Origin of the sequence: Neorhizobium sp. BT27B (genome assembly GCF_050455485.1) — a bacterium.
GTDB lineage: Bacteria > Pseudomonadota > Alphaproteobacteria > Rhizobiales > Rhizobiaceae > Neorhizobium.
The window spans coordinates 131,775-153,414 of record NZ_JBCIYT010000010.1 but is presented as its reverse complement, the minus strand read 5'-3'; the positions used below and the strand labels follow the sequence as shown (position 1 = coordinate 153,414).

Below are 21,640 nucleotides of genomic sequence, written 5' to 3'. Positions count from 1 at the left end.
ATATTTAAGCGGAGCTTTGGCAAGATCATGGGGCACGAGTATTCATCACGCATCATCTGGACGGGAAACCGGGGCGAGGGGACCTCGAGCTATCGCGCCTATGACCGCACCTGGGACATCGCCATCGACGGCAAGGCCCCCATACATTGTTCCAATGATCCGCTTCTGGGCGGAGACAAGAGCAAGATGAATCCCGAAGACCTGCTGATTTCAGCCCTGTCCGCCTGCCATATGCTTTGGTATCTCCACTATGCGTCGGAGGCCAACATCGTTGTGACGGCCTATGACGACGCGCCGATCGGAGTTGGCGAGATATCCAGAAATGGCGCCGGAAAATTCACTGCTGCTATTTTGCGCCCGCGTATCACCGTAAAAGAAGGCGCGGATCTCACCGTTGCCCACGAAATTCACCACCGGATCCATGAGGTGTGCTTCATCGCCAGATCGGTGAATTTTCCGGTCAGCTACGAACCGGTCTTTACGACGATCTAAAGCAGTCACAGTTAAACGGGCCGCCTATTCGTTCGGCCGGCTTTGCCTCATGCTGTGACTACGACGCGCCGGCCGAACGAATATCCGACTCCGTTCAAGCCAACAGAATGGCGAAGATTAGCTGCGCCCCTATCGTCGCTGAGCCTCTGCCACTTTGATGGTCGGCAGGCCAGAGCCACTTTTTGATGTGCGATAGCAATAAGGAGCGGCGTGGTCGCTGAAGGTCGTGGCGTACCCTAAGGCCTGCCTCACACCACTTCCCATTCCGCCAATGCCGCCACCATGGCCGGCAATTCGATCATGCGGGAAATCACCGTTTCGGCGCCCGCATCGGTCAGCTTGTCGGCGTGGCTGGGATAGGTATGCGACGCGCCGGTGAAACCGATCACCCGCATGCCGGCAGCACGCGCGCCGTGCACGCCATGCGACGAATCCTCGATCACGAGGCAGCGCTCCGGCGCGACATTGAACTGCTTAGCACCATGCAGAAAGATATCCGGCTTGGGCTTCACGCGGTCGGGTCCAAGATCCTTTGCCGAATAGATGTGGTTTTCGAAATATGGCTTCAGGCCGACCTTGGTCAGCATCATCTCCAGCCGTGCCGAGGAGGAATTGGAGCAGATGCAGCGTTGCGTGGTGAGCCGCGCCAGCGCGAACTTCACGCCATCGATCACCTTGACGTCACGCGCCAGTCGCGCGTCCAGCAGCTTTTCCGACTTGTCGAGCAGCGAAGCGGACAGCGGAATATCGGCTTCCTTTTCCACCTGCAGGAGAATGTCGCGCCAGGTGAGACCGGCGAAACGTTCGCCCATCTCTTCCGTGCTGATCGGGTATCCGGCTTCAGTCAGCAGGCGGGATTCCACCTGCGCGGCGATGATTTCCGAATCGACCAGAACGCCGTCGCAGTCGAAGATGATGAGGTCGAAACCGCTCATGAGCAAAAATTCTCTCAAAACTGATGGGTAAGCCGGCTCTACACGAGGCGGGCCGGACGAACAATGCGAAACGGCTCAATCGACCGGAAAAACGGCCATAAAACGGCGTTCGCCCTCCGGTGTGAAGGTGATGACGCGACTATCGGCCACTCGTCGCGCCCAGCCCTGATCGATGAAATGGCCAAGCAGTGCCTTGCCGAGCGAGCCGGCTAGGTGCGAGCGCCGTTCGCTCCAGTCGAGGCAGGATTTGCAGAGAGGCCGACGCGGCGAATGCAGGCTTGTCACATCGATGCCAAGGGCAGAAACGCGCGCGTGGCCCGCATCCGTCAGGGTCAGTTCCTCACCATCAGCGACAATTGTCCCTTCGCACAAAAAACTGTCCAGCATGCGCACGCCAAAATCGCCGGCGAGATGATCGTAGCAGACACGCGCCTTGCGCAAAGCCGGGTCTTTTGGGCCGGGCTTGTGGCGCAGATGGCCGCGGCTGGCGGCAAAACCCATCAGGCTTTCCAGCATGGCGCCCGTCGCGGTATCAGCCAGCGCGAAATAACGATGCCGGCCCTGCTTGCGTTGTGAGAGCAGCCCGCCATCCTCCAGCTTGGAGAGGTGTGAACTGGCGGTCGGCAGCGACACGCCGGCGGCCTGCGCCAGTTCGCTTGCGGTGAGGGCTTGGCCGCCCATCAGGGCGGTCAGCATGTTGGCGCGGGCGGGGTCGCCGATCAGCATGCCCAGACGGGCGATATCCGGTCCTTCTTTCATGACCAGCCTTTTAGCACACAATTTCCGCTCATGCTTCGATCTGGACCGAAGCATCGGTGAAAACGGGCATGGCAGAAGGAGGCGTGCCAACAGAAGGAGCCGCATCATGATCACCTGCTTTATCCGCTACGAGATCGATCCGTTCAAACGTGAGGAATTCGCTGAGTATTCGAGGACATGGGGCCAGTGCATTCCGCGCAACGGCGCCGACCTCATCGGCTATTTCGGCCCGCACGAGGGCTCGGCGACCACGGCTTACGGCATCTACAATATAGAAAACCTCGCCGCCTATGAGGCCTATCGCCAGAACCTTGCGAGCGACCCACTCGGGCGGCAGAATTACGAATTCGCGAAGCGGGAACGGTTCATTCTCAAGGAAGACCGCATCTTTCTGAAAAACCTGTCGCTGCCGCATGCTTTGGGAGGAAAACCATGATCGCCGTCATTTTCGAAGTCATGCCTTTCATGGGCGAAAGACACCATTATCTCGACCTTGCGGGGGAGTTGCGCAAGGAACTGGACACGGTCGACGGGTTCATCTCGATCGAACGGTTCGAAAGCCTCACCAACCGCGGCAAGATTCTGTCGCTGTCCTTCTGGCGCGACGAGGCGGCGGTGAAGCGATGGCGCAATCTCGAAAGTCACCGCGCCGCCCAGAAGGCGGGAAGAGGCGGGGTATTCGCCGATTACCGGCTGCGGGTGGCGCATGTGCTGCGGGACTATGGGATGAACGAGAGGGAGGAGGTGCCGGAGGATAGCCGGGCGGTGCATGCGGGGTGAGGGATTGCAATGTGATGCGACGTATAGTTGCATTTGGGTTGGGGTGAACGGGCGGTCCAGATATGAAAATCAGATCGAAGCGTGATTTGGCGGTCTTTAATGAACTCAGCAAGCATCACGCCGCCTGGTGCAATCAACTGGCGACGGCAGTAGGGGCTGCGGGCGCGATCGTTCCTTTCATGGCCGCCGTCTTGAGCTTTCAACTGACGCTCACCATTTTCGTCAGTGCGCTTTTTTGGCTTCCCTCGCAATCATGCTACATTCACTTGGTGCATTTTTACTGAAAAGGATCAGGTCAGATGATGACATCGATGTCGACGTTTGAACTTCTCTAACTGATCACGCCGATCGTAGGCATCATTATTGTCGGTGCTCTGATCGCTTATCTCAAATACCGAGAAAAACGCGGCCTTCTTTAAGCGTAGTGACTTTGCAGGCCGATAACTGATGTGACGAACTACGCCCGACCCGCATTCGTTTTTTGGATACGCCGCTTTTCTTCGAAACGAGCCCGCACGAGTTCGGCGGGAATCTCTATCGATGGGTCTTTAAAAGCTCCTGAGCGCGTGCCGTCATCTCTCCTCAAGCCAACGTTCGTAATCCAAGGCGTTGCTGCAATTGGGGGTGGTGCGCAGCGTTTTCACCATGTTCGCTTTCCAATCATGCGCCGTGGCTGCCTGTTAAGAATATGCCATCGCCGGAAAACATCAATGCGGCCGGCCAGCGCGCATTCTTTTCCCGAAATCATCCGCCCGTTCAGTGTTTGGTAACCAAACTAGGTAACCATAACAGACACTAAACACGTATCCGAGTAAGCGTAGAGGCGAGTATCAAAATGGCGTTCGTATTCCCGCTGGCCGACATCACATCGACCCGCCATCAGCCGAAAAACTGGCTGAACTCCATCATCAAGGGCGATTGCGTCGCCGCGCTCAATGCTCTGCCGGATCATTCGGTCGACGCGATCTTTGCCGACCCGCCGTATAACCTGCAGCTCGGCGGCACGCTGCACCGTCCCGATCATTCCGTCGTCGATGCCGTCGATGACGAATGGGACCAGTTCGCCTCCTTCGAAATGTACGATGCCTTCACCCGCGCCTGGCTGCTCGCCTGCCGCCGCGTGTTGAAACCGAATGGCACGATCTGGGTGATCGGCTCCTACCACAACATTTTTCGCGTCGGCGCGATTATGCAGGACCTGAACTTCTGGCTGCTGAACGACATCGTCTGGCGCAAGACCAACCCGATGCCGAACTTCAAGGGACGCCGGTTCCAGAATGCCCACGAAACCATGATCTGGGCCAGCCGCGATGCCAAGTCCAAGGGCTACACGTTCAATTACGATGCCCTCAAGGCCTCCAACGACGACGTGCAGATGCGCTCCGACTGGCTGTTTCCGATCTGCTCGGGTGGCGAACGCCTGAAGGGTGACGATGGCAAGAAGGTGCATCCGACCCAGAAGCCGGAAGCGCTGCTCGCCCGCATCATCATGTCCTGCACCAAGCCGGGCGACATCATCCTCGATCCGTTCTTCGGTTCGGGCACGACCGGTGCTGTCGCAAAGCGCCTCGGCCGCAACTTTGTCGGCATCGAGCGCGAGCAGGATTATATCGACGCCGCATCCGCCCGTATCGAAGCCGTCGAGCCGCTCGGTGGCGCGGAACTGACCGTCATGACCGGCAAGAAGGCCGAACCGCGCGTCGCCTTCAACACGCTGGTCGAATCGGGCCTCATCCGTCCCGGTCAGGTTCTGACCGACGCAAAACGCAAATGGAGCGCCATCGTGCGCGCCGATGGCACGCTGGCATCCGGCGGTTCCGCCGGCTCGATCCACCGCCTCGGCGCCAAGGTGCAGGGGTTTGACGCCTGCAACGGCTGGACCTTCTGGCACTACGAGGAAGACGGTGTGCTGAAACCCATCGACGATCTTCGGACCGTCATCAGAAACGATATGGCAAAGGCAGGCTGATCCACCAGCTCAGAGGCCGCAGGATGAACCGGTGGCCGCCCTATCGCGATATTCTTCTTCCGGTCATGTACCTCTAGTCCCGGAAGAGGATCCTTGACGCCCGGTCTCCCATCGAGATCTGGCGTCTTTTATTTGTGGTTTCTACCCTCGATTTCAGAGCGCGTTGTCGTTAGTTGCGACACCGAATGCGGATTTCGGCGCAAGCCGGCTGCACCGTCGTCGCAAAATTGCGATGATGACTTATGTTCTGAGTGTTCATCCTTTTAGGATGTGGGGGAAATATGCGTTTCGTTTCGACTGTTCCAACCTTGATTTTCGGCGCCGTCGCCATTGTCGTGCTCAGCATCGTGTTCGGCTCGTGGTACACGATCGACCAGGGCGAGCGTGGCGTCGTGCTGCGTTACGGCGCGATTGCCGGCACCGCCGAACCGGGCCTCGGTTTCAAGCTGCCGATCATAGACAGCATCGTGCGCATTTCCGTGCAGTCGCAGGCCGCGATCTATTCGAACATGGATGCCTATAGCCGCGACCAACAGCCGGCAACGATGAAGCTTTCGGTCAACTACCGTATCCAAGTCGATCAGGTGGCCACCGTCTACGAACAGTTCGGTTCGGAAGCAGGCCTGTTGAGCCGTCTGGTCGAGCGTCGCGTCTTCGAGGAAAGCAAAACCGTGTTCGGCCGCTTCAACGCCGTTACCGCCATTCAGGAGCGTGGCCGCCTCAATCAGGAAATCGCCGATGCCATCCAGGCCGGCGTCAAGGGGCCGGTCATCGTCGACAGTGTGCAGATCGAAAATATCGATTTTTCTGACGCCTACGAGGCGAGTATCGAGCAGCGCATGTTGGCCGAGGTCGAGGTGCAGCGTCTGCGCCAGAATGCCGAGCGCGAAAAGGTGCAGGCGGAAATCACCGTCACCCGCGCCAATGCAAACGCCGATGCCCGCCGTGCCGATGCGCAGGCGCAGGCCGATGCGGTGCGCCTGCAGGCCCAAGCCGATGCCGAAGCCATCCGCGTGCGCGGTGAGGCGGAAGCCGACGCCATCAAGGCGCGCGGCGATGCTTTGAAGGACAATCCCGGCCTCGTGTCGCTGACCCAGGCGGAACGCTGGAACGGGCAATTGCCGACGACGATGGTGCCGAATGGTGCCGTGCCGATGATTGACGTCACCGGCGGCGCGATCCGCGGCAGTGTTTCGGCGGGGGAGTGACCATGACGCGCCGGACGGTTTTTGCTTTCGCCGTTCTTAGCGGCTTTGTCTCGACCGGCCCGGCGGCGCATGCGACGGAGGATGTGTGCGCGGCAAGACTGGCGGAGATTGTCACCAAGGCCTATCCAGAGGCCAAGGCATTACCGGACAACAAATTCGAGGTGGAGGGACGGAAGCTGACCTTGCCGGAGAGTGGCTATTTGGGCCGCAATCCGCAGGCCATGCTTTGCCGTACCTGGCCCGCCCGGCCGGAACTGACGCTGTTGGCGGTGCCGTTGATGAACGAGCCGCAGCAGGATGGCATGAACGAGGGCGATCTCGACATGCTCGTGCTCGAAAGCAAAAGTTTCGATGTGAAACAGAGGCATCGCGTCGAAGGCCTGACGAGCGATGATGCGATTTCTATCGAGGAGCTGACATTCGACACGGCGTTCTATCAGCTGGCACCTGAAAACGTTGCCTTCGGACTGCGTAAGATGACCCGCGGCAGCTCCCGTCCCAATCCCTTCAGCGACACCAGTCTATGGCTGTTTTTCGCCGAGGGAAATCAGCTGAAGCCGATCCTGGAAAACTTCACGGTCTATCAGTACCGCGGTGAGACGGACACCAATTGCAACGGTGAATTCGAGGAGAAAACGCGCACACTGTCCATGGCTCCGTCGTCAAAGGGCGCAATTGCCGATCTTCTGGTCTCGGAAAAGCGGGCCAATATCCTCCACGAAGCGGTTTGGGACGAATGCAGGGACACCGAAAAGGTGATTACGATCAAACATCGCCTGCGTTTCAAAGATAGTGCCTATCTTGTGCCGAAAGCGTTGCAGGAGTTCTAACCGTCATCACTTCGACGCGCGGAAACGCGTCGGCTGGGCCTAAAACGCCACGCCCAGTGCCGCCAGATCCGTCTTCAACGTCTCGACATCGACAAAATGCACCGCCTGCCAGCCGGCTTTCCGCGCGCCTTCGACATTCGGAAAACTGTCGTCGATGAACAGGGTGGCTTGCGGTTTCAGGCCGAAATCGCGGGCGTGTTTTTCGTAGATCGCCACATCCGGCTTGATCAGTTTTATATCGCCGGACACCGTGACGCCGCGTGGCTTTTTCAGGAACGGAAAGATCTCCTGTGCCTGCCGAAACGTGTCGGAGGCAAAGTTGGTGAGCATGGTCACGTCGCGGCCCTGCGCGATCAGGCTTTCCATGATCGCAACCGAACCGTCATAGGCATACGGCACCATTTCGTGCCAATGCTGTCGGAAGGCGCGGATCTGGTCGGTGCGGTCGGGATGTTGTGCGATCAGCAGCGCTTCTGCCTCTGCCCATGTGCGGCCACGATCCTGCTCGAGGTTCCATTCATGGGTGCAGACATTGTCGAAGAACCATTTGCGCTCGGCATCGTCGGGAATGATGCGGCTGAACGGAATGTTCGGGTCGTAATGTATCAGCACCTTGCCGATGTCGAAGACGATGTGGTCGATGTGAGCGGCCATGAAACCTTCCTGATATCAGTATTACAGTTTTGAAAACGCGAGCGGTATCGCCTGTACGATTGCCTTTTTCATGACGGTCGGCAATGCCTGTGCCTCAAGATTGGTCACCGGCTCCCACCAGCCGCCGCCATCCGTGTCGATCTTTTCGTGGCTCAGCCGGTAGACTGAAAGCCGGAGTTCGAAATGGGTGAAGACGTGGACGATCTGGCCGCAAGCCTGCCAGTCGCCGGCAAACGGCGCGTGCTCGGGCGTCGTGCCGCCGTCGATGCGTGCCGTCCAGCCGGTGGTCGGCACTTCCGTCATGCGGCCGAGCAGTCCCGTCTCAATGCGGCGCCGAAGGAGAATTTCGCCATCGGGCGTCACCGCCACGAAGGCGGCGCCATAACGCACCGGTTTCGTCTTTTTCGGCGCCTTCACCGGAAAACGCTCGGGCTCGTCATTTGCCAGCGCCAGACAGTGGCTGCTGAACGGACAGAGCGCGCAGGCGGGACGTTTTGGCGTACAGATGGTGGCACCGAGATCCATCATCGCTTGCGCGAAATCGCCGGGCCGGTCGGAAGGCGTCAGTTCCGCCACCTTTTCCTTCATCAGCGGCTTGGAGCCGGGCAGAGGGGCATCGATCGTAAAAAGGCGGGAGATCACCCGCTCGACATTGCCGTCCATCACGGCGGCCTGCCGGTTGAAGGCGATCGCGGCGACGGCTGCTGCGGTGTAATCGCCGATGCCCGGCAGGGCCTTCAGGCCAGCCTCGGTGTCGGGAAAAATGCCGCCATGATCGCGGGCCACCGCTTCGGCGCATTTTTTCAGGTTGCGGGCGCGGGCGTAATAACCGAGCCCCGCCCAAGCGGCCATGACATCATCCGTCGGGGCGGCGGCAAGGTCTTCCACCCTCGGCCACAGCGATAGAAATTTTGCAAAATAGGGTTTGACGGCCTGCACCGTGGTCTGCTGCAGCATGACTTCCGACAACCAGACATGATACGGATTCGCAAAAATGCCTGCTTTTGCTGCCACAGGGCTGACACGCCAAGGTAGCTCGCGGTGGTGGCGATCGTACCAATGCAGCAATGCGACACTGTAAAGATTGGATATTTTCATGCTGCCGTGCAAGATAGCGCTTCCCTTGGAGAATCACTCTCCTATGTATTCGGCGTAATCTACATCAATGAAAAGAGCCGGAATGAAACTGCCGTCGATGCAACGGAATAATGTGGTCTGTCTGGCCATCGTCAGCGCCGCCGCCGCAATAGCCGGTTCAATCATTACCATCCTTCTTGGCATATCCATGGTCTGGGCGCTGGTTTCACTGGCGCTGAAACGTTATCCGGCCCGTTTCCAGCGCAGTGATCTTTATGTCATCGGGCCGGCCTTGCTCTATTCCGCGACAATCCTTCTTGCGGCTTTCGTCAATTACGACCCGGCGACAGCCGACAGATTGCTCAGCCGCGGCGCGGCGCTTCTGCCCTTCATCTTTTTTCCGCTGATCCTGCCGCGCCTGCGCGTCGGGTCCAGTTCCTCGCTCATCGATGCGTTCCTGGTCGGTGCGGCCGTGTGTGGCATACTGGCCTTGCCGCTCGCTTTTGTGCAAGTTGAATTTTATCAGATCCGCGCTTCCGGCGGCATCGGCAATGCGCTGCCGTTCAGCATGGTTTGCGCCATGCTGGCGTCTGTGTCGCTGCTCAATACGGTGTCGCCGCGGCCACGTCGGCAGGCGCTTGGCTGGGCCGGATTCGTTGCCGGCATTATGTGCGTGCTGCTGTCGCAATCACGTGGTGTGCTGCCCATCCCCGCCATCGCGCTGGTCATGCTGTTTGCGCTGTTTCCGCAGAAACTGCGCCGTTTCTACAACTGGAAGGGCGCTGTACTTCTTGTCATCGGTGTCGTTGTAGTTTTTGCCATGGGGTTCAAACATTCGCAGCGGCTGATCGAAATGCTCGGGTATTTCGCCAACGATACCGGGGCCGACGAATCCTACACCGCCCGCATCGGCCTGTGGAAATATGCAAGCGGCTTGATCGCGGAAAACCCGTGGCTGGGTTATGGCGTGCAGAACCGCTCCGAGCTGATCGAGCAGGCCGGATACACCTTCACCCATTTCCACAATGGTTTTATCAGCGCCACCGTGGATGCCGGCCTGATCGGCCTGATCGCAACGCTGCTGATGCTGTTTTCGCCGGTTCTTAATGTCCTGCGCAATCCGACCACTATCGCGCGCCGCAAACGTCTGTTCATGGCGCTGCTCGTGCCCATCGGTTACTTCATCGCCGGCAGCACCAATATCCTGTTCTTCCAGGATATCTATGATAGCCTGTTCCTGTGGTTGGTGATCATCGTGGCGGTGCCACTATCACAGAAAGTGATTCTTTTGCCGCCCGGCACGACAGTCGCGCCGGCGGCGCATAAAGCCGAGCATGTTCAATGAGCCAGCCGGAAAAGAAGGAATTCCGTCGTCGCGGCGCCCACCAGATCGCCGAGGTGGCGAACCGCATCATCGATCCGGTGCTGGCCAAGCGCGCCGGTATTTCCACGGCCCTGCTCGGTTCCTGGGATGAAATCGCCGGCGAGGATTTTGCCGAATGTACGCGCCCGGAAAAAATCGCGTGGCCACGTCGCGAACCCGGTACAGATAGCGGCTATCAGGCCGGCACGCTGACAATCGCCTGCGAAGGCGCGCGCGCATTGTTCCTGAGCCATGCGCAGGGCGAGCTGATCGGCCGCATCAATGCGTTTTTCGGCTTTCCCGCCATCCGCCAGATCCGCATCGTGCAGAAACCGGTCGTTCAGGCACCGCGCCATCGCCCCAAGCCGCCGCCGCTGAAAGGCGAAGCAGCGCGCAAACTGGACGAGATGATGGAGGGCATCGACAACGATGCGCTGCGCAATGCCGTGACGCGGCTGGGGACTGCGGTGATGCAGAAAAAGCGGACGATCCGGCGCTAACCTTGCGTTCGTCCCCTGCGATCTTTCGTCCACAGGTGCGTTACAGGCTTGCCCTGTCCATTCCTCGTCACAATTGTTTGAAAAGAGTAACGAAAGCCGCGCTTGTCGGACGCCAAGCGGCAGGTTACGGAAATCGCGACAGTTTTTACTTTCTCTCAACAGGTGTCTTCATGACCATTCAGACGATGACCAACGAGACCTTTGCCGCAGCTCTCAGCCGCCGCGCGCTTCTCGCCGGATCCGCTTCCACTGCCCTCGGCCTCACGCTTGCCGCTTCCATGACCTCGGCACAGGCACAGGAAAAGCCGGAATCCTCCGGCAAGGTCGATATGGCCGAAGTACTGAAGCCCGGCCCGCTGCCGGAAATGCAGCTCGGCAAGGATGACGCGCCGGTCACCATCGTCGAATACATGTCGATGACCTGCCCGCATTGCGCCGCCTTCCACGCCAATACGTTCGATCCGATCAAGGAAAAATACGTCGACACCGGCAAGGTGCGCTTCATCGTGCGCGAATTCCCGTTCGACCCGGCCGCCACCGCCGCTTTCATGCTGGCGCGCTGCAATCCGTCCAAGCCGAGCGAGCTCGCCACTGCCGACCAGTATTTCCCGATGATCTCGATGCTGTTCAAGCAGCAGCGTGCCTGGGCGGCACCTGCAGACGGCAATGTCCGCAACGGTTTGACGCAGGCCGTCAAGATTGCCGGTTTTTCACAGGAAAGCTTCAACGCCTGCTTGACCAACCAGAAGCTTCTCGATGATGTGAACGCAACGATGCAGCGCGGCGCCAAGGACTTCGAAGTCAACTCGACGCCGACCTTCATCATCAACGGCGAGAAATATGCTGGAGACCTGTCGGTTGCACAAATGTCGGCGGTCATCGACGCCCTGCTCTAGGACCCATCGCGAAATGATCGCGGGCGGGTTTTTGCGCGTGTCCGCGGATTTGGGCCGAATAACGGCGCGGCTTGCCTCTTCTCCCCGCCTGCGGGGAGAAGGTCCGGAGCGACAGCGAGGGGATGAGGGGCGGTCGCGGGCATTGAGTTTGAGGCTTTTGCCCCTCATCCGCCTGCCGGCACCTTCTCCCCGTCATAACGGGGAGAAGAACACCCGCTGCACCGCTCTCATTCCATCGTTTAGTCACGCACTGACCCACCATGACCGGAGGCCGAACCATTGAAGTTCAATCGCCTCCGCGTCGTCGGTTTCAAATCCTTTGTCGAACCCACCGAATTCATCATCGAACCGGGCCTGACCGGCGTTGTCGGCCCGAACGGCTGCGGCAAGTCCAATCTTGTCGAAGCGCTGCGCTGGGTGATGGGGGAAAACTCCTACAAGAACATGCGTGCGTCCGGCATGGACGACGTGATCTTTTCCGGTTCCGGCAACCGCCCGGCCCGCAACACCGCCGAAGTCGGCCTTTATCTCGACAATTCAGACCGCACCGCGCCGGCCGCCTTCAACGATGCCGACGAGATCCAGGTGTCGCGCCGTATCGAGCGCGAGCAGGGCTCGGTCTACCGCATCAACGGCAAGGAAGCCCGCGCGAAAGACGTGCAGCTTCTGTTCGCCGATGCCTCCACCGGCGCGCGTTCGCCCTCGATGGTGGGGCAGGGGCGCATCGGCGAGCTGATCTCGGCCAAACCGCAGGCGCGCCGCCAGTTGCTGGAAGAGGCCGCCGGCATTTCCGGCCTGCATTCGCGCCGCCACGAAGCCGAACTGCGCCTGCGCGCCGCCGAGGGCAACCTTGAACGTCTCGAAGACGTCGTGGCGCAGCTGGAAAACCAGATCGAAAGCCTGAAACGGCAGGCGCGTCAGGCCAACCGCTTCAAGAGCCTGTCCGCCGATATCCGCGCCCGCGAGGCCATGCTCCTGCATAGCCGCTGGGTGCAGGCCAAGGAGGCCGAGGGCGAGGCTGTCAGCACGCTCAACCAGGCTACTGCCATCGTAGCCGAAAAGGCGCAGGCGCAGATGGAGGCGGCCAAGAACCAGGCGATCGTTGCCCACAAGCTGCCGGAACTGCGAGAAGCCGAAGCCGCCGCCGGTGCCGCCCTGCAGCGTATCCAGATCGCCCGTGGCCAGCTGGAGGAAGAAGCGGGCCGACTGCTGCGCCGTCGCGATGAGCTGACCCGTCGTCTTGCCCAACTGGGCGAGGATATCCGCCGCGAGGAGCGGCTGGTTTCGGAAAATGCCGAGGTGCTGGCCCGCCTTGATGCTGAAGAGGCGGAACTTGCGGAACTGCTGGCCGAATCCGGTTCGGAAGCCGAAGAACTTCGCGAAACTTTTGAGGGTGCCGCCGCCAGCCTTGCCGACAGTGAACGCGTGTTTGCCCAGATCACCGCCGAGCGCGCCGAAGCCGCCGCCGGTCGCCAGCAGTTGGAACGCGTGATCCGTGATCTGGCCGATCGTCGTGGCCGTCTGGAGCGCTCGTTTGGTGAGGCGGAAGCGGAGCTTGCCGCAATCGATGAACGCCTGTCCGGTCTGGTTGATCCATCCGAACGGCGCGAAGCGGTGGAGGCGGCGGAAATTGCCGTCGAGGATATAGCGGTCCTGATCGAGGACGTAGAGGAGGCGCTTGGTCTTGCCCGCCGCAGGGAGACGGAGGCGCGTGCGCCGGTCGTTGCAGCGCGCTCGCATCTGAACGGGCTGGAAGCGGAAAGCAAGACCATCCGTCGCATGCTGGCCGCAGGCGATACGTCCGGGGCCTATCCGCCGGTCGCAGAAGTCATCCGGGTCGATCGCGGTTACGAAACAGCCGTTGGTGCCGTTCTGGGCGATGATCTGGAAAGCGCTCTGGATGCGGCAGCACCTTCCTATTGGTCAGGTGCCGGTGATGCGGGTTCCGATCCGGCTTTGCCCGATGACGTCGAGGCGATGATTGCGCATGTCATCGCGCCGCCGCAGCTCGCCCGCCGCCTGTCGCAGATCGGCGTCGCCGATCTCGAAACCGCCAACCGCCTGATGCCGCTTCTGAAGCCCGGCCAACGGCTCGTCACCCGCGAAGGCGCTGTCTTCCGCTGGGATGGCCATGTCACCGGTTCGGAAGCGCCGAGTGCGGCCGCGCTGCGTCTTGCCCAGAAAAACCGCCTGTCGGAACTGGAAGCTGAAATCGACGAAGCCGCGATTGCGCTGTCGGAAGCCGAAACGCTGGCTGCTGCCGCCATCGATACGATCGCCACTGAGGAACTTCGCCTTCACGATGCCCGCGAGCGCAGCCGTATCGCCCAGCGCCAGCTGGCGGAGGCCCGCGATGCACTGGCCGCCGCTGAGCGCGCCTCAGGTGACCTGATGCGCCGTCGTGATGTGGCGGCCGCAGCGCTGGAACAGTTGCGCGAACAGATCACGGAAGTGTCCGAGCAGGACGAAGCCGCCCGCGCCGAGCTGGAAGACGCGCCCGAGGTCGATGAGATCGATGCCCGCCTGCGCGAACAGCAGGCAACCGTCGCCACCGATCGCGGCCTGTTGGCCGAAGCGCGTGCCCGTTACGAAGGGCTTTCCCGCGAAACCGATGCCCGCCGCCGCCGTGTCGCCGCCATCGGTCAGGAACGCGCCACGTGGCAGGGCCGAGCCGCGAGCGCCGAAGACCATATCGCCTCGCTGCGCGAACGCGAGGAAGAGGCGCGCGAGGAAATGGTCGATCTCGACCTCGCGCCGGAAGAATTCGACGACAAGCGCCGGGCGCTGCTCTCCGAACTGCAGAAGGCCGAGGATGCCCGCAAGGCCGCCTCCGACGTGCTGGTCGAGGCCGAAACCCGCCAGCGCGAGGCCGACCGCATCGCCACGATCGCGCTGTCGGAACTGGCGGAAACCCGCGAACGCCGTGGTCGCGCCGAGGAACGTCTGGTGTCCGCCGCCGAGCGCCGTAACGAGACGGAAATTCGTATTCGCGAAGCGCTGAACTGCGAACCACACGAGGCATGGCGCCTGACGGGTCTCGGCCACGAGGCGCCACCGCCGGATATTGCGCAGGTGGAGCGTGAACTGGACCGCCTGAAGATCGAGCGCGAGCGTCTCGGCGCCGTCAACCTGCGCGCCGAAGAAGAGCAGAAAGAGCTTTCCGACAAGCTCGAAGCCCTCACACGTGAGCGCGATGACGTGATCGACGCCATCAAGAAACTGCGCGGCGCCATCCAGAGCCTCAACCGTGAGGGCCGCGAACGCCTGATCGCCGCTTTCGATGTTGTCAACACCCAGTTCCAGCGACTGTTCACCCATCTCTTCAACGGCGGCACGGCCGAACTGCAACTGATCGAAAGCGATGATCCGCTCGAAGCCGGTCTCGAAATTCTAGCCCGCCCGCCGGGCAAGAAACCGCAGACGATGACGCTGCTTTCTGGCGGCGAACAGGCGCTGACGGCCATGGCGCTGATCTTTGCCGTCTTCCTCACCAATCCCGCGCCGATCTGCGTGCTGGACGAAGTGGACGCGCCGCTCGACGACCACAATGTCGAGCGCTACTGCAATCTGATGGACGAAATGGCGGCCTCGACCGCCACCCGTTTCGTCATCATCACCCACAACCCTATCACCATGGCCCGCATGAACCGCCTCTTCGGCGTCACCATGGCCGAGCAGGGTGTGAGTCAGCTTGTCTCGGTGGATCTGCAGGCGGCCGAGCAACTGGCCGAGGCGAGCTGAGGTCGGTTATTCGGCATTTGAACGCTGACGCTGACAGGCGTATAACAAGGCGGGTCAAACGGAGGATAACGCATGCAGCAGCCTCAATCGTTGCAATCCCTTCAAAACGAGGAGGAATACGAAGCTGCATTGAAGCAAGTGCGGTCGTATTTCGAGAGCGAACCGGCCCCCGAAACTCTGGAAGCAGCGCATTTCGATGCGCTTGCTATTTCCATCGAAAACTACGAGCTGAAGCATTATCCGGTGGCTGCAACCAACGCGCCGGTTCCCTGATGTCGTTGATCAATCGCAAACCGGCCCCGATGATTGGAATTGAAGGGTATCCGCGACAGGCCTGTAACAAAGACAGTCAAGCGGAGGATGCCACATGCTGAACCCACGGCCGTCGCAGCCGACAATCGAAAAGACATTGCTGGATTTTTCCGAAGGGCGCATTTCACGCCAGCGGGCGATGTTTGTGCTGGATGTCGACTATTCCGAACTTTGGGATCTGATGGTGGCGCATGATCTTTGGTTGCCGGAGTTGAGCGATCTGGAAGCCGCTTCCGAAGGCCATAGAATGGCGGATTTTCTGGCTGCAAGAGGCATATGACCCAGGTCGTTATCGTGGTGCCGGATGCCGGCCCCCTGATCAGCCTTGCAAAGGCAAAGCGTCTCGACCTGCTGATCGCATTGAGGCTTCCGGTCTATGTGATGGATCAGGTCTACTGGGAAGCGACGCGCAACAAGGATAAGCCGGATGCGCTTGCCATTATTGGCTTTGTTGAAGCGAATGCCGACCTTGTTCACATCGCCGAAACGGAGACCGGTGAAAATGCCCGGTTTGCCAGGGAGGCGGGACGCGTCGGCAAGCGGCAGTCCAGTCTGGGAGAGGCGGCCATTTCCGAGTTCCTGACCGGTTTTGAAGCGCGCTTTGCCGATACGGCCGCGTTGTTGATCTATGAGGATTCCGATTTCACGCGCAGGCGGATCATCATCCCCGACAACGTGCATGTTGTATCGACCAAAAGCTTTATCTATGGCCTTCAAAACAGGAAGCTGATCGATGATGCTGCTGCTATCTGGCAATCCATCAGGGAAGCAGGACGGCAGCCATCCGATCAGGAAGTTGACCAGCCCGGCAACGTCGGGTCGGACAGGACGCAATGGTGAGGTTCGGGTGATCAGGTTGGCGGCTGGCAATTCATGTGGACCTCATTTGCTCAGGCGAACATTTTCAGCGTTGTTTGTGATCGTTGCGACCTTGCTTCCGGCCGGCTCATTCGCTGATACGGCTTCCGGCGGCGCCCAGTCCGTGACCCCGGCCGCTCCCGCCTCCACCGGCAACCGTGCCCTCAACCATGTCATCGCCACCTCGCCCGAACACAAAAAATCTCTCGTCGCGCTTCTGCGCGGTCGCCGCGACCTGCCGGAATGGGCGCACAGCATCATCACCAACGCGCGTTATGTCACCGGCGTATCGCGTATCGTCGCATTGCCGGAGGGGGCGTTCGAACTGTTCGGCGCCTGCGATCCGCGCAATTGCCAAAACAGCCACATCCGCATCCTGTTCTCGGCGGATGGGTCAAAGGTCTGGGCGCGGTTGGTCGATCCGAAGGATGGCCAACAGGTTTTGGGCGAGCCAAGCGCCGATCAGTTGCAGGCTTTGATGACGCCCGGCATCTGAGCCATTGTTATTTATGACTTTTTGGTGACAGTGCTTAGGGCGTCAAGCGAAATCGGAAAGGTAAATCTACCCTGATTTTTCCGATATTCCCAAAAAAGGTTTTTTGATTTGCGTTGTTTCACCCATTTGTGGGAGGACGAAAACGCGTTAGCAGTTTATTAATGATTTCAACAAGGGCGGACCACCGGGGCGCGTATCGAATGCAACCGGACTTGTCTGTAAGCACCCCCCGACCGGGTTTTCCTGTCCTGGTCGGAAGGCTTTGCGGGGCCGGAGCAGGCGGCCCCGCAAAGCCTATTTTTTTGGCCGGGCGCCGATCATTTTACAATCCATTATGAGAAATATGCGCGGCCAGGGCGGCGATTCTTTCGGTGTCGCTTACACCGTCAGCAGCCGCAGGCCGGTGCCCCAGGGGTCGATGACCTCGAAACCCTTGCCATCGGCAATCGCTTTCGGGGCAAAACCCGCGGCTTCGAAACGTTCGCGCTGTGCAGCGAGCATTTTCTCATCAGCCACCTCAAGCGAAAACCACGCAAGCCCGGTCTGACCGCTTTCACGCATGCCCGCACCCTTGCTGTTCCACACATTCATCGCGACGTGGTGGTGATAACCGCCAGATGATAGGAAGGCGGCATCCTGCCGGCCCTTGCGGGTATGCACCAGCCCGGCCGATGCCACGTAGAACGCGTCGCCCTTTGTCAGATCTCCGACCTTGAGATGCATGTGGCCGATACGCATGAGATCGGGTGCGCCGGTAAACGTGTCCTTCTTGGTGTCTGCCAGCGCCAGAATGCCGTCGACATCGAGCGGTTCGGTGCCCATCGTCACCACACCGTCACTCCATTGCCAGCTTTCGCGCGGCCGGTCGGAATAGACCTCGATGCCGTTGCCTTCCGGGTCCATCATGTAGACCGCTTCGCTGACATTGTGATCGGCAAAACCGCTGACCGGTACGCCGGTCATGGCGATATGCACCAGCCAGCGGGCGAGTTCCGCGCGGTTCGGCATCAGATAGGCGACGTGGAACAGGCCGGCGCTGTTTAAGGGCTCGATCTTCGCATCGGCAACGGCAATAAGATGCAGAAGCGGCGTTTTTCCAGCACCGAGCGTGGCGCCGTCCTTGCTGCGCGACAGTTCGGAAAGCCCCAGCACTTCGCGGTAATAGGCGAACATATTGTCGAGATCACGCACCCGGATCGCCACTTCGCCGCAATGGATCGGGGTCGTCAGGGCAAAGGGCAGGGCGGATGCTGCAGGCGTCGTGCCGGCGGCAATGCCTTCGGCTGCAAGCGCACCGGGAAGGGCAGCTGCAGCGGACGTGACGCCCGCCAGCGCTAGGATGTGTCGTCTCGTCACAGGCATGGAAAGCTTCCGAATTGATTTTGCTGCTTTTGCCTAATGCTTTCCCCTGTAAGAAGCATATCACATCCTCGTATCGACGCCGCTTCCGGACATTTTTTCTATTGCGGCGCAGCAATCGATAGCGTGCCTTGCGTTTCCTTGTTGCCGGAAATGCTGTAAGTCTTTGGCAAAAGACAAGAATGGGCCGCGTCGGGTGGAGAGCAGGCATGGCGAAATGGGTATGCCGCTTCGGCGGGGGCAAGGCGGAAGGGAGAGCCGCCGATAGTGCACTTCTGGGCGGCAAGGGGGCGAACCTTGCCGAGATGGCAAGCCTTGGCCTGCCGGTACCGCCGGGGCTGACCATCGTCACCGACGTCTGCACATGGTATTACGCCAACGGTCGTTCTCTGCCCGAGGAACTGCGCACGCAGGTGCTCGAAGGCATCACCGCCATGGAAGCGGAAACCGGCCGCACATTTGGCGGCGCCACGCATCCGCTGCTGCTTTCCGTCCGCTCCGGCGCGCGCGCCTCGATGCCCGGCATGATGGATACCGTCCTCAATCTCGGCCTCAACGACGAAACCGTACAGGCTCTCGGCCATGATGCCGGCGATGCGCGGTTCGCCTGGGATACCTATCGTCGTTTCATCCAGATGTATGCCGATGTGGTGCTCGGCGTCGATCACGAGATCTTCGAGGAAATTCTCGAAGACGAAAAGGCCCAGTGCGGTCATGAATACGATACCGAAATGAGCGCCGTCGAATGGCAGCATGTCGTGTCGCTCTACAAGCAGGTGATCGAGGAGGAGTTCGGCGAGACCTTTCCGCAGGATCCGCACGAACAGCTTTGGAAGGCGATCGGCGCGGTGTTTGCCAGCTGGATGAACCCGCGCGCAGTCACCTTTCGCACACTGCATAATATTCCTGCCGAATGGGGCACGGCGGTCAGCGTACAGGCCATGGTGTTCGGCAATCTCGGCTCGACGTCTGCCACCGGCGTTGCCTTCACCCGCAATCCGTCCACCGGCGAAAAGGCGCTCTATGGCGAGTTTCTCGTCAATGCGCAGGGGGAGGATGTCGTCGCCGGCATTCGCACGCCGCAATCCATCACCGAAGAGGGGCGCATCGCCACCGGCGGCGAAAAGCCGTCGATGGAAAAGCTGATGCCGGAAGCCTTTGCCGAGTTCAAAACCGTCTGCAACAGTCTGGAAGCGCATTTCCGCGACATGCAGGATATCGAATTCACGGTGGAACGCGGCAAGCTGTTCATGCTGCAGACCCGCAACGGCAAACGCACCACCCGCGCCGCCATGAAGATCGCCGTCGATATGGTCGATGAAGGGCTGATCACCCACGAAGATGCCATCTGTCGCATCGAGCCGCCATCGCTCGACCAGCTTCTGCACCCGACCATCGATCCCAAAGTGCAGCGACGCGTGATCGGTGCCGGCCTGCCGGCCTCGCCTGGGGCCGCCAGTGGCGCGATTGTGTTTACCTCGGAAGAGGCGATCGCCGCCGAAGCCGAAGGCCGCAAGGTCATTCTGGTGCGCACCGAAACCAGCCCGGAAGACATTCACGGCATGCATGCCGCCGAAGGCATTCTGACCACCCGTGGCGGCATGACCAGCCATGCGGCCGTCGTTGCCCGCGGCATGGGCATTCCCTGCGTCGTCGGGGCAGGTTCGATCCGTGTCGATCTCCGCAACGAGACGCTGATGGGTGTCGGCGGTGTGCTGCTGAAGCGTGGCGATATCATTACGCTGGATGGATCGTCCGGCCAGGTGCTGGCCGGCACCGTGCAAATGATCCAGCCGGAGCTTTCCGGCGACTTTGGCCGCCTGATGGAATGGGCTGACCAGTGTCGGCGCATGAGCGTGCGCACCAATGCCGATACGCCGCAGGATGCCCGCGCCGCCCGCGCCTTCGGGGCCGAAGGCATCGGCCTCTGCCGTACCGAACACATGTTTTTCGAAGGCGAGCGCATCCATGTCATGCGCGAGATGATACTCGCCGAAGACGAGGGCGGCCGCCGCGCGGCGCTCGACAAGCTGCTGCCGATGCAGCGCTCCGACTTTTTCGAGCTGTTTTCGATCATGTCCGGCCTGCCGGTGACAATCCGTCTGCTCGATCCGCCACTGCACGAGTTTTTGCCGAAGACAGACGCCGAGATTGCCGATGTGGCCGAGGCGATGGGTATGGAGCCGGGCTTCCTTGCCCGCCGTATCGATGCCATCCACGAGTTCAACCCGATGATGGGCCATCGCGGCTGTCGTCTGGCGATTTCCTATCCCGAGATCGCCGAAATGCAGGCGCGCGCCATCTTCGAAGCCGCGGTGGCCGCAGCTGCCGAGACAGGTGCGCCGGTGGCGCTGGAAATCATGGTGCCGCTGGTGGGGCTTCGCGCCGAACTGGATTACGTGAAGGGCGTGATCGATTGTGTTGCCGCTGCCGTCGCCAAGGAAACGGGCAATGCAACCACCTATCTGGCCGGCACGATGATCGAACTGCCGCGTGCAGCGCTCCGCGCGCATGTGATTGCCGAAACGGCGGAGTTTTTCTCCTTCGGCACCAACGACCTCACCCAGACCACGTTTGGCATTTCGCGAGACGATGCGGCGACCTTCATCCCGACCTACCAGCGCAAGGGCATCATCGAGCACGATCCGTTCGTGTCGCTCGATTTCGAAGGGGTTGGCGAACTGATCCAGCTGGCGGCGGAGCGCGGCCGGCGCACGCGTAACGACCTGAAACTCGGGATCTGCGGCGAACACGGCGGCGACCCGGCCTCGATCAGTTTTTGCGAGGATGCAGGGCTGGATTATGTCTCGTGCTCGCCGTTTCGTGTGCCGATCGCACGGCTGGCGGCGGCGCAGGCGACGATCCGGATGCGGAATTCAGCTTAAATGCTGCGGCCAGCGCCGGGATGTATGGAATATTGCCAGAATTTCGATGCGTGAGTTGATGCGATAAAACGCAACATATGGCGTGCCGGAAATCGTCAGCTTGCGTGTTATGCCATCCGGCAGAACGCGGCCCAGTTTTGAATGCCATGACATGACGGATACTGCGCCGACAATCCTGAGTATGATTGTTTCGGCTGCCGCAGGATTCTCCCGTGCGATATGGGAACCGATGCTGTCCATGTCCCGCAAGGCTTTATCCAGCCAGACAATCTCATCCATTGGGGACGAATTTTCGAATAACGGCTTTCACCGCATCCGGGGATGCAAACCGACCTTCGTCGGCGTCCTTGTGGCGCTGCTTCAGCTGCTCCGTCTGCCACGCAACAACGTCTGGAGCCGGTTCGTCTTGAGCCGGGGAAACAGCGTCATCAAAGGAGATGGCTTCAGGTTGCGTCTTCATGGTGCGACCATAACAGCACTGAACATCGTTGTCATCGAGAGCAATACAGCCAAGGATTGATTTTCG

General features: G+C 60.2%; 23 protein-coding genes. 17 read left to right on the top strand and 6 right to left on the bottom strand.

Features of this window, described 5'->3' with window-relative positions:
- The first annotated feature begins 27 nt into the window (after window positions 1-27).
- Window positions 28-492, top strand: coding sequence for an OsmC family protein (locus AAIH70_RS23820; protein ID WP_132278186.1), 465 nt, complete (start codon window positions 28-30; stop codon window positions 490-492).
- Between the two features lie 248 nt (window positions 493-740).
- Here the strand turns inward: AAIH70_RS23820 and AAIH70_RS23815 are convergent, their stop codons facing one another.
- Together AAIH70_RS23815 and AAIH70_RS23810 are read right to left on the bottom strand one after the other, a co-directional pair.
- Window positions 741-1,427, bottom strand: a complete 687-nt coding sequence (locus AAIH70_RS23815) for an HAD family hydrolase (protein WP_132278188.1) — start codon at window positions 1,425-1,427, stop codon at window positions 741-743.
- Window positions 1,428-1,502: 75 nt separating this feature from the next.
- Window positions 1,503-2,186, bottom strand: coding sequence for an ArsR/SmtB family transcription factor (locus AAIH70_RS23810; protein WP_132278190.1), 684 nt, complete (start codon window positions 2,184-2,186; stop codon window positions 1,503-1,505).
- A gap of 106 nt (window positions 2,187-2,292) precedes the next feature.
- Here AAIH70_RS23810 and AAIH70_RS23805 point away from each other — a divergent pair, with 106 nt between their 5' ends.
- The 6 genes from AAIH70_RS23805 (at window position 2,293) to AAIH70_RS23780 (ending at window position 6,973) form a co-directional block, all read left to right on the top strand.
- Entirely contained in the window at window positions 2,293-2,622 is a 330-nt protein-coding gene (locus tag AAIH70_RS23805) for an NIPSNAP family protein (protein ID WP_132278192.1), read from the top strand.
- Entirely contained in the window at window positions 2,619-2,966 is a 348-nt protein-coding gene (locus tag AAIH70_RS23800) for an antibiotic biosynthesis monooxygenase family protein (RefSeq protein ID WP_132278195.1), read from the top strand. The genes AAIH70_RS23805 and AAIH70_RS23800 overlap by 4 nt, the downstream gene beginning before the upstream one ends.
- A gap of 62 nt (window positions 2,967-3,028) precedes the next feature.
- A complete protein-coding gene (locus AAIH70_RS23795) occupies window positions 3,029-3,250 on the top strand; it encodes a hypothetical protein (RefSeq protein WP_132278197.1) in 222 nt (73 codons plus the stop codon).
- Between the two features lie 551 nt (window positions 3,251-3,801).
- On the top strand, window positions 3,802-4,935 hold the full coding sequence (locus AAIH70_RS23790; protein WP_132278199.1) for a site-specific DNA-methyltransferase: 1,134 nt from the start codon (window positions 3,802-3,804) through the stop codon (window positions 4,933-4,935).
- A gap of 281 nt (window positions 4,936-5,216) precedes the next feature.
- Window positions 5,217-6,143, top strand: coding sequence for a prohibitin family protein (locus AAIH70_RS23785; protein WP_430035851.1), 927 nt, complete (start codon window positions 5,217-5,219; stop codon window positions 6,141-6,143).
- 2 nt (window positions 6,144-6,145) lie between these two features.
- Entirely contained in the window at window positions 6,146-6,973 is an 828-nt protein-coding gene (locus AAIH70_RS23780; protein ID WP_132278203.1) for a hypothetical protein, read from the top strand.
- A 39-nt stretch (window positions 6,974-7,012) separates the two neighbouring features.
- Here the strand turns inward: AAIH70_RS23780 and AAIH70_RS23775 are convergent, their stop codons facing one another.
- Together AAIH70_RS23775 and mutY are read right to left on the bottom strand one after the other, a co-directional pair.
- Window positions 7,013-7,627 carry an HAD family hydrolase gene (locus tag AAIH70_RS23775; protein WP_132278205.1) on the bottom strand — a complete coding sequence of 205 codons (615 nt, stop codon included), beginning with the start codon at window positions 7,625-7,627 and terminating at the stop codon, window positions 7,013-7,015.
- 21 nt (window positions 7,628-7,648) lie between these two features.
- The gene (gene mutY / locus AAIH70_RS23770; RefSeq protein ID WP_132278207.1) at window positions 7,649-8,725 is read right to left on the bottom strand and encodes an A/G-specific adenine glycosylase; all 1,077 of its coding nucleotides are present in this window, start codon (window positions 8,723-8,725) and stop codon (window positions 7,649-7,651) included.
- Window positions 8,726-8,822: 97 nt separating this feature from the next.
- Here mutY and AAIH70_RS23765 point away from each other — a divergent pair, with 97 nt between their 5' ends.
- The 8 genes from AAIH70_RS23765 to AAIH70_RS23730 all read left to right on the top strand — a co-directional run bounded on the left by AAIH70_RS23765 (window position 8,823) and on the right by AAIH70_RS23730 (window position 16,870).
- The gene (locus tag AAIH70_RS23765; RefSeq protein WP_165932102.1) at window positions 8,823-10,049 is read left to right on the top strand and encodes an O-antigen ligase family protein; all 1,227 of its coding nucleotides are present in this window, start codon (window positions 8,823-8,825) and stop codon (window positions 10,047-10,049) included.
- The gene (locus AAIH70_RS23760; RefSeq protein WP_132278211.1) at window positions 10,046-10,567 is read left to right on the top strand and encodes a DUF721 domain-containing protein; all 522 of its coding nucleotides are present in this window, start codon (window positions 10,046-10,048) and stop codon (window positions 10,565-10,567) included. The genes AAIH70_RS23765 and AAIH70_RS23760 overlap by 4 nt, the downstream gene beginning before the upstream one ends.
- 170 nt (window positions 10,568-10,737) lie before the next feature.
- The gene (locus AAIH70_RS23755) at window positions 10,738-11,463 is read left to right on the top strand and encodes a DsbA family protein (protein WP_245519299.1); all 726 of its coding nucleotides are present in this window, start codon (window positions 10,738-10,740) and stop codon (window positions 11,461-11,463) included.
- 279 nt (window positions 11,464-11,742) lie between these two features.
- Window positions 11,743-15,204, top strand: coding sequence for a chromosome segregation SMC family protein (locus AAIH70_RS23750; protein ID WP_132278213.1), 3,462 nt, complete (start codon window positions 11,743-11,745; stop codon window positions 15,202-15,204).
- 72 nt (window positions 15,205-15,276) lie between these two features.
- Window positions 15,277-15,477 (top strand): hypothetical protein, encoded by a 201-nt coding sequence (locus AAIH70_RS23745; protein WP_132278215.1) that lies wholly within the window; start codon window positions 15,277-15,279, stop codon window positions 15,475-15,477.
- Window positions 15,478-15,571: 94 nt separating this feature from the next.
- Window positions 15,572-15,796 carry a hypothetical protein gene (locus AAIH70_RS23740; RefSeq protein WP_132278217.1) on the top strand — a complete coding sequence of 75 codons (225 nt, stop codon included), beginning with the start codon at window positions 15,572-15,574 and terminating at the stop codon, window positions 15,794-15,796.
- A complete protein-coding gene (locus AAIH70_RS23735; RefSeq protein ID WP_132278219.1) occupies window positions 15,793-16,356 on the top strand; it encodes a hypothetical protein in 564 nt (187 codons plus the stop codon). Before AAIH70_RS23740 ends, AAIH70_RS23735 begins: the two co-directional genes overlap by 4 nt.
- Before the next feature lie 76 nt (window positions 16,357-16,432).
- Window positions 16,433-16,870: an Ivy family c-type lysozyme inhibitor gene (locus AAIH70_RS23730; RefSeq protein WP_245519305.1), complete on the top strand. Its 438-nt coding sequence runs from the start codon at window positions 16,433-16,435 to the stop codon at window positions 16,868-16,870.
- Window positions 16,871-17,248: 378 nt separating this feature from the next.
- Here AAIH70_RS23730 and AAIH70_RS23725 read toward each other — a convergent pair whose 3' ends face one another.
- Window positions 17,249-18,232: a VOC family protein gene (locus AAIH70_RS23725; protein ID WP_132278223.1), complete on the bottom strand. Its 984-nt coding sequence runs from the start codon at window positions 18,230-18,232 to the stop codon at window positions 17,249-17,251.
- Window positions 18,233-18,438: 206 nt separating this feature from the next.
- On the opposite strand from AAIH70_RS23725, the gene ppdK reads away from it, so the two are divergent.
- Entirely contained in the window at window positions 18,439-21,114 is a 2,676-nt protein-coding gene (gene ppdK, locus AAIH70_RS23720; protein ID WP_430035846.1) for a pyruvate, phosphate dikinase, read from the top strand.
- Here the strand turns inward: ppdK and AAIH70_RS23715 are convergent.
- Window positions 21,106-21,354, bottom strand: coding sequence for a type II toxin-antitoxin system RelE/ParE family toxin (locus tag AAIH70_RS23715; RefSeq protein ID WP_430035844.1), 249 nt, complete (start codon window positions 21,352-21,354; stop codon window positions 21,106-21,108). The two genes, ppdK and AAIH70_RS23715, sit on opposite strands and share 9 nt — an antisense overlap.
- Here AAIH70_RS23715 and AAIH70_RS23710 point away from each other — a divergent pair.
- On the top strand, window positions 21,353-21,634 hold the full coding sequence (locus tag AAIH70_RS23710; protein WP_430035842.1) for a hypothetical protein: 282 nt from the start codon (window positions 21,353-21,355) through the stop codon (window positions 21,632-21,634). The genes AAIH70_RS23715 and AAIH70_RS23710 overlap by 2 nt on opposite strands.
- Window positions 21,635-21,640: the final 6 nt, after the last annotated feature.

Excerpts from the sequence above, each read along its gene's own strand:
- AAIH70_RS23745 (WP_132278215.1), top strand. The coding sequence starts at position 15,277 with ATGCAGCAGCCTCAATCGTTGCAATCCCTTCAAAACGAGGAGGAATAC.
- AAIH70_RS23790 (WP_132278199.1), top strand. The coding sequence starts at position 3,802 with ATGGCGTTCGTATTCCCGCTGGCCGACATCACATCGACCCGCCATCAG.
- AAIH70_RS23815 (WP_132278188.1), bottom strand. The coding sequence starts at position 1,427 with ATGAGCGGTTTCGACCTCATCATCTTCGACTGCGACGGCGTTCTGGTC.
- AAIH70_RS23710 (WP_430035842.1), top strand. The coding sequence starts at position 21,353 with ATGTCCCGCAAGGCTTTATCCAGCCAGACAATCTCATCCATTGGGGAC.
- AAIH70_RS23810 (WP_132278190.1), bottom strand. The coding sequence starts at position 2,186 with ATGAAAGAAGGACCGGATATCGCCCGTCTGGGCATGCTGATCGGCGAC.
- AAIH70_RS23785 (WP_430035851.1), top strand. The coding sequence starts at position 5,217 with ATGCGTTTCGTTTCGACTGTTCCAACCTTGATTTTCGGCGCCGTCGCC.
- AAIH70_RS23760 (WP_132278211.1), top strand. The coding sequence starts at position 10,046 with ATGAGCCAGCCGGAAAAGAAGGAATTCCGTCGTCGCGGCGCCCACCAG.
- AAIH70_RS23775 (WP_132278205.1), bottom strand. The coding sequence starts at position 7,627 with ATGGCCGCTCACATCGACCACATCGTCTTCGACATCGGCAAGGTGCTG.
- AAIH70_RS23715 (WP_430035844.1), bottom strand. The coding sequence starts at position 21,354 with ATGGACAGCATCGGTTCCCATATCGCACGGGAGAATCCTGCGGCAGCC.
- AAIH70_RS23820 (WP_132278186.1), top strand. The coding sequence starts at position 28 with ATGGGGCACGAGTATTCATCACGCATCATCTGGACGGGAAACCGGGGC.
- AAIH70_RS23740 (WP_132278217.1), top strand. The coding sequence starts at position 15,572 with ATGCTGAACCCACGGCCGTCGCAGCCGACAATCGAAAAGACATTGCTG.
- AAIH70_RS23765 (WP_165932102.1), top strand. The coding sequence starts at position 8,823 with ATGCAACGGAATAATGTGGTCTGTCTGGCCATCGTCAGCGCCGCCGCC.
- AAIH70_RS23725 (WP_132278223.1), bottom strand. The coding sequence starts at position 18,232 with ATGCCTGTGACGAGACGACACATCCTAGCGCTGGCGGGCGTCACGTCC.
- mutY (WP_132278207.1), bottom strand. The coding sequence starts at position 8,725 with ATGAAAATATCCAATCTTTACAGTGTCGCATTGCTGCATTGGTACGAT.
- AAIH70_RS23795 (WP_132278197.1), top strand. The coding sequence starts at position 3,029 with ATGAAAATCAGATCGAAGCGTGATTTGGCGGTCTTTAATGAACTCAGC.
- AAIH70_RS23780 (WP_132278203.1), top strand. The coding sequence starts at position 6,146 with ATGACGCGCCGGACGGTTTTTGCTTTCGCCGTTCTTAGCGGCTTTGTC.
- ppdK (WP_430035846.1), top strand. The coding sequence starts at position 18,439 with ATGGCGAAATGGGTATGCCGCTTCGGCGGGGGCAAGGCGGAAGGGAGA.
- AAIH70_RS23800 (WP_132278195.1), top strand. The coding sequence starts at position 2,619 with ATGATCGCCGTCATTTTCGAAGTCATGCCTTTCATGGGCGAAAGACAC.
- AAIH70_RS23735 (WP_132278219.1), top strand. The coding sequence starts at position 15,793 with ATGACCCAGGTCGTTATCGTGGTGCCGGATGCCGGCCCCCTGATCAGC.
- AAIH70_RS23805 (WP_132278192.1), top strand. The coding sequence starts at position 2,293 with ATGATCACCTGCTTTATCCGCTACGAGATCGATCCGTTCAAACGTGAG.
- AAIH70_RS23755 (WP_245519299.1), top strand. The coding sequence starts at position 10,738 with ATGACCATTCAGACGATGACCAACGAGACCTTTGCCGCAGCTCTCAGC.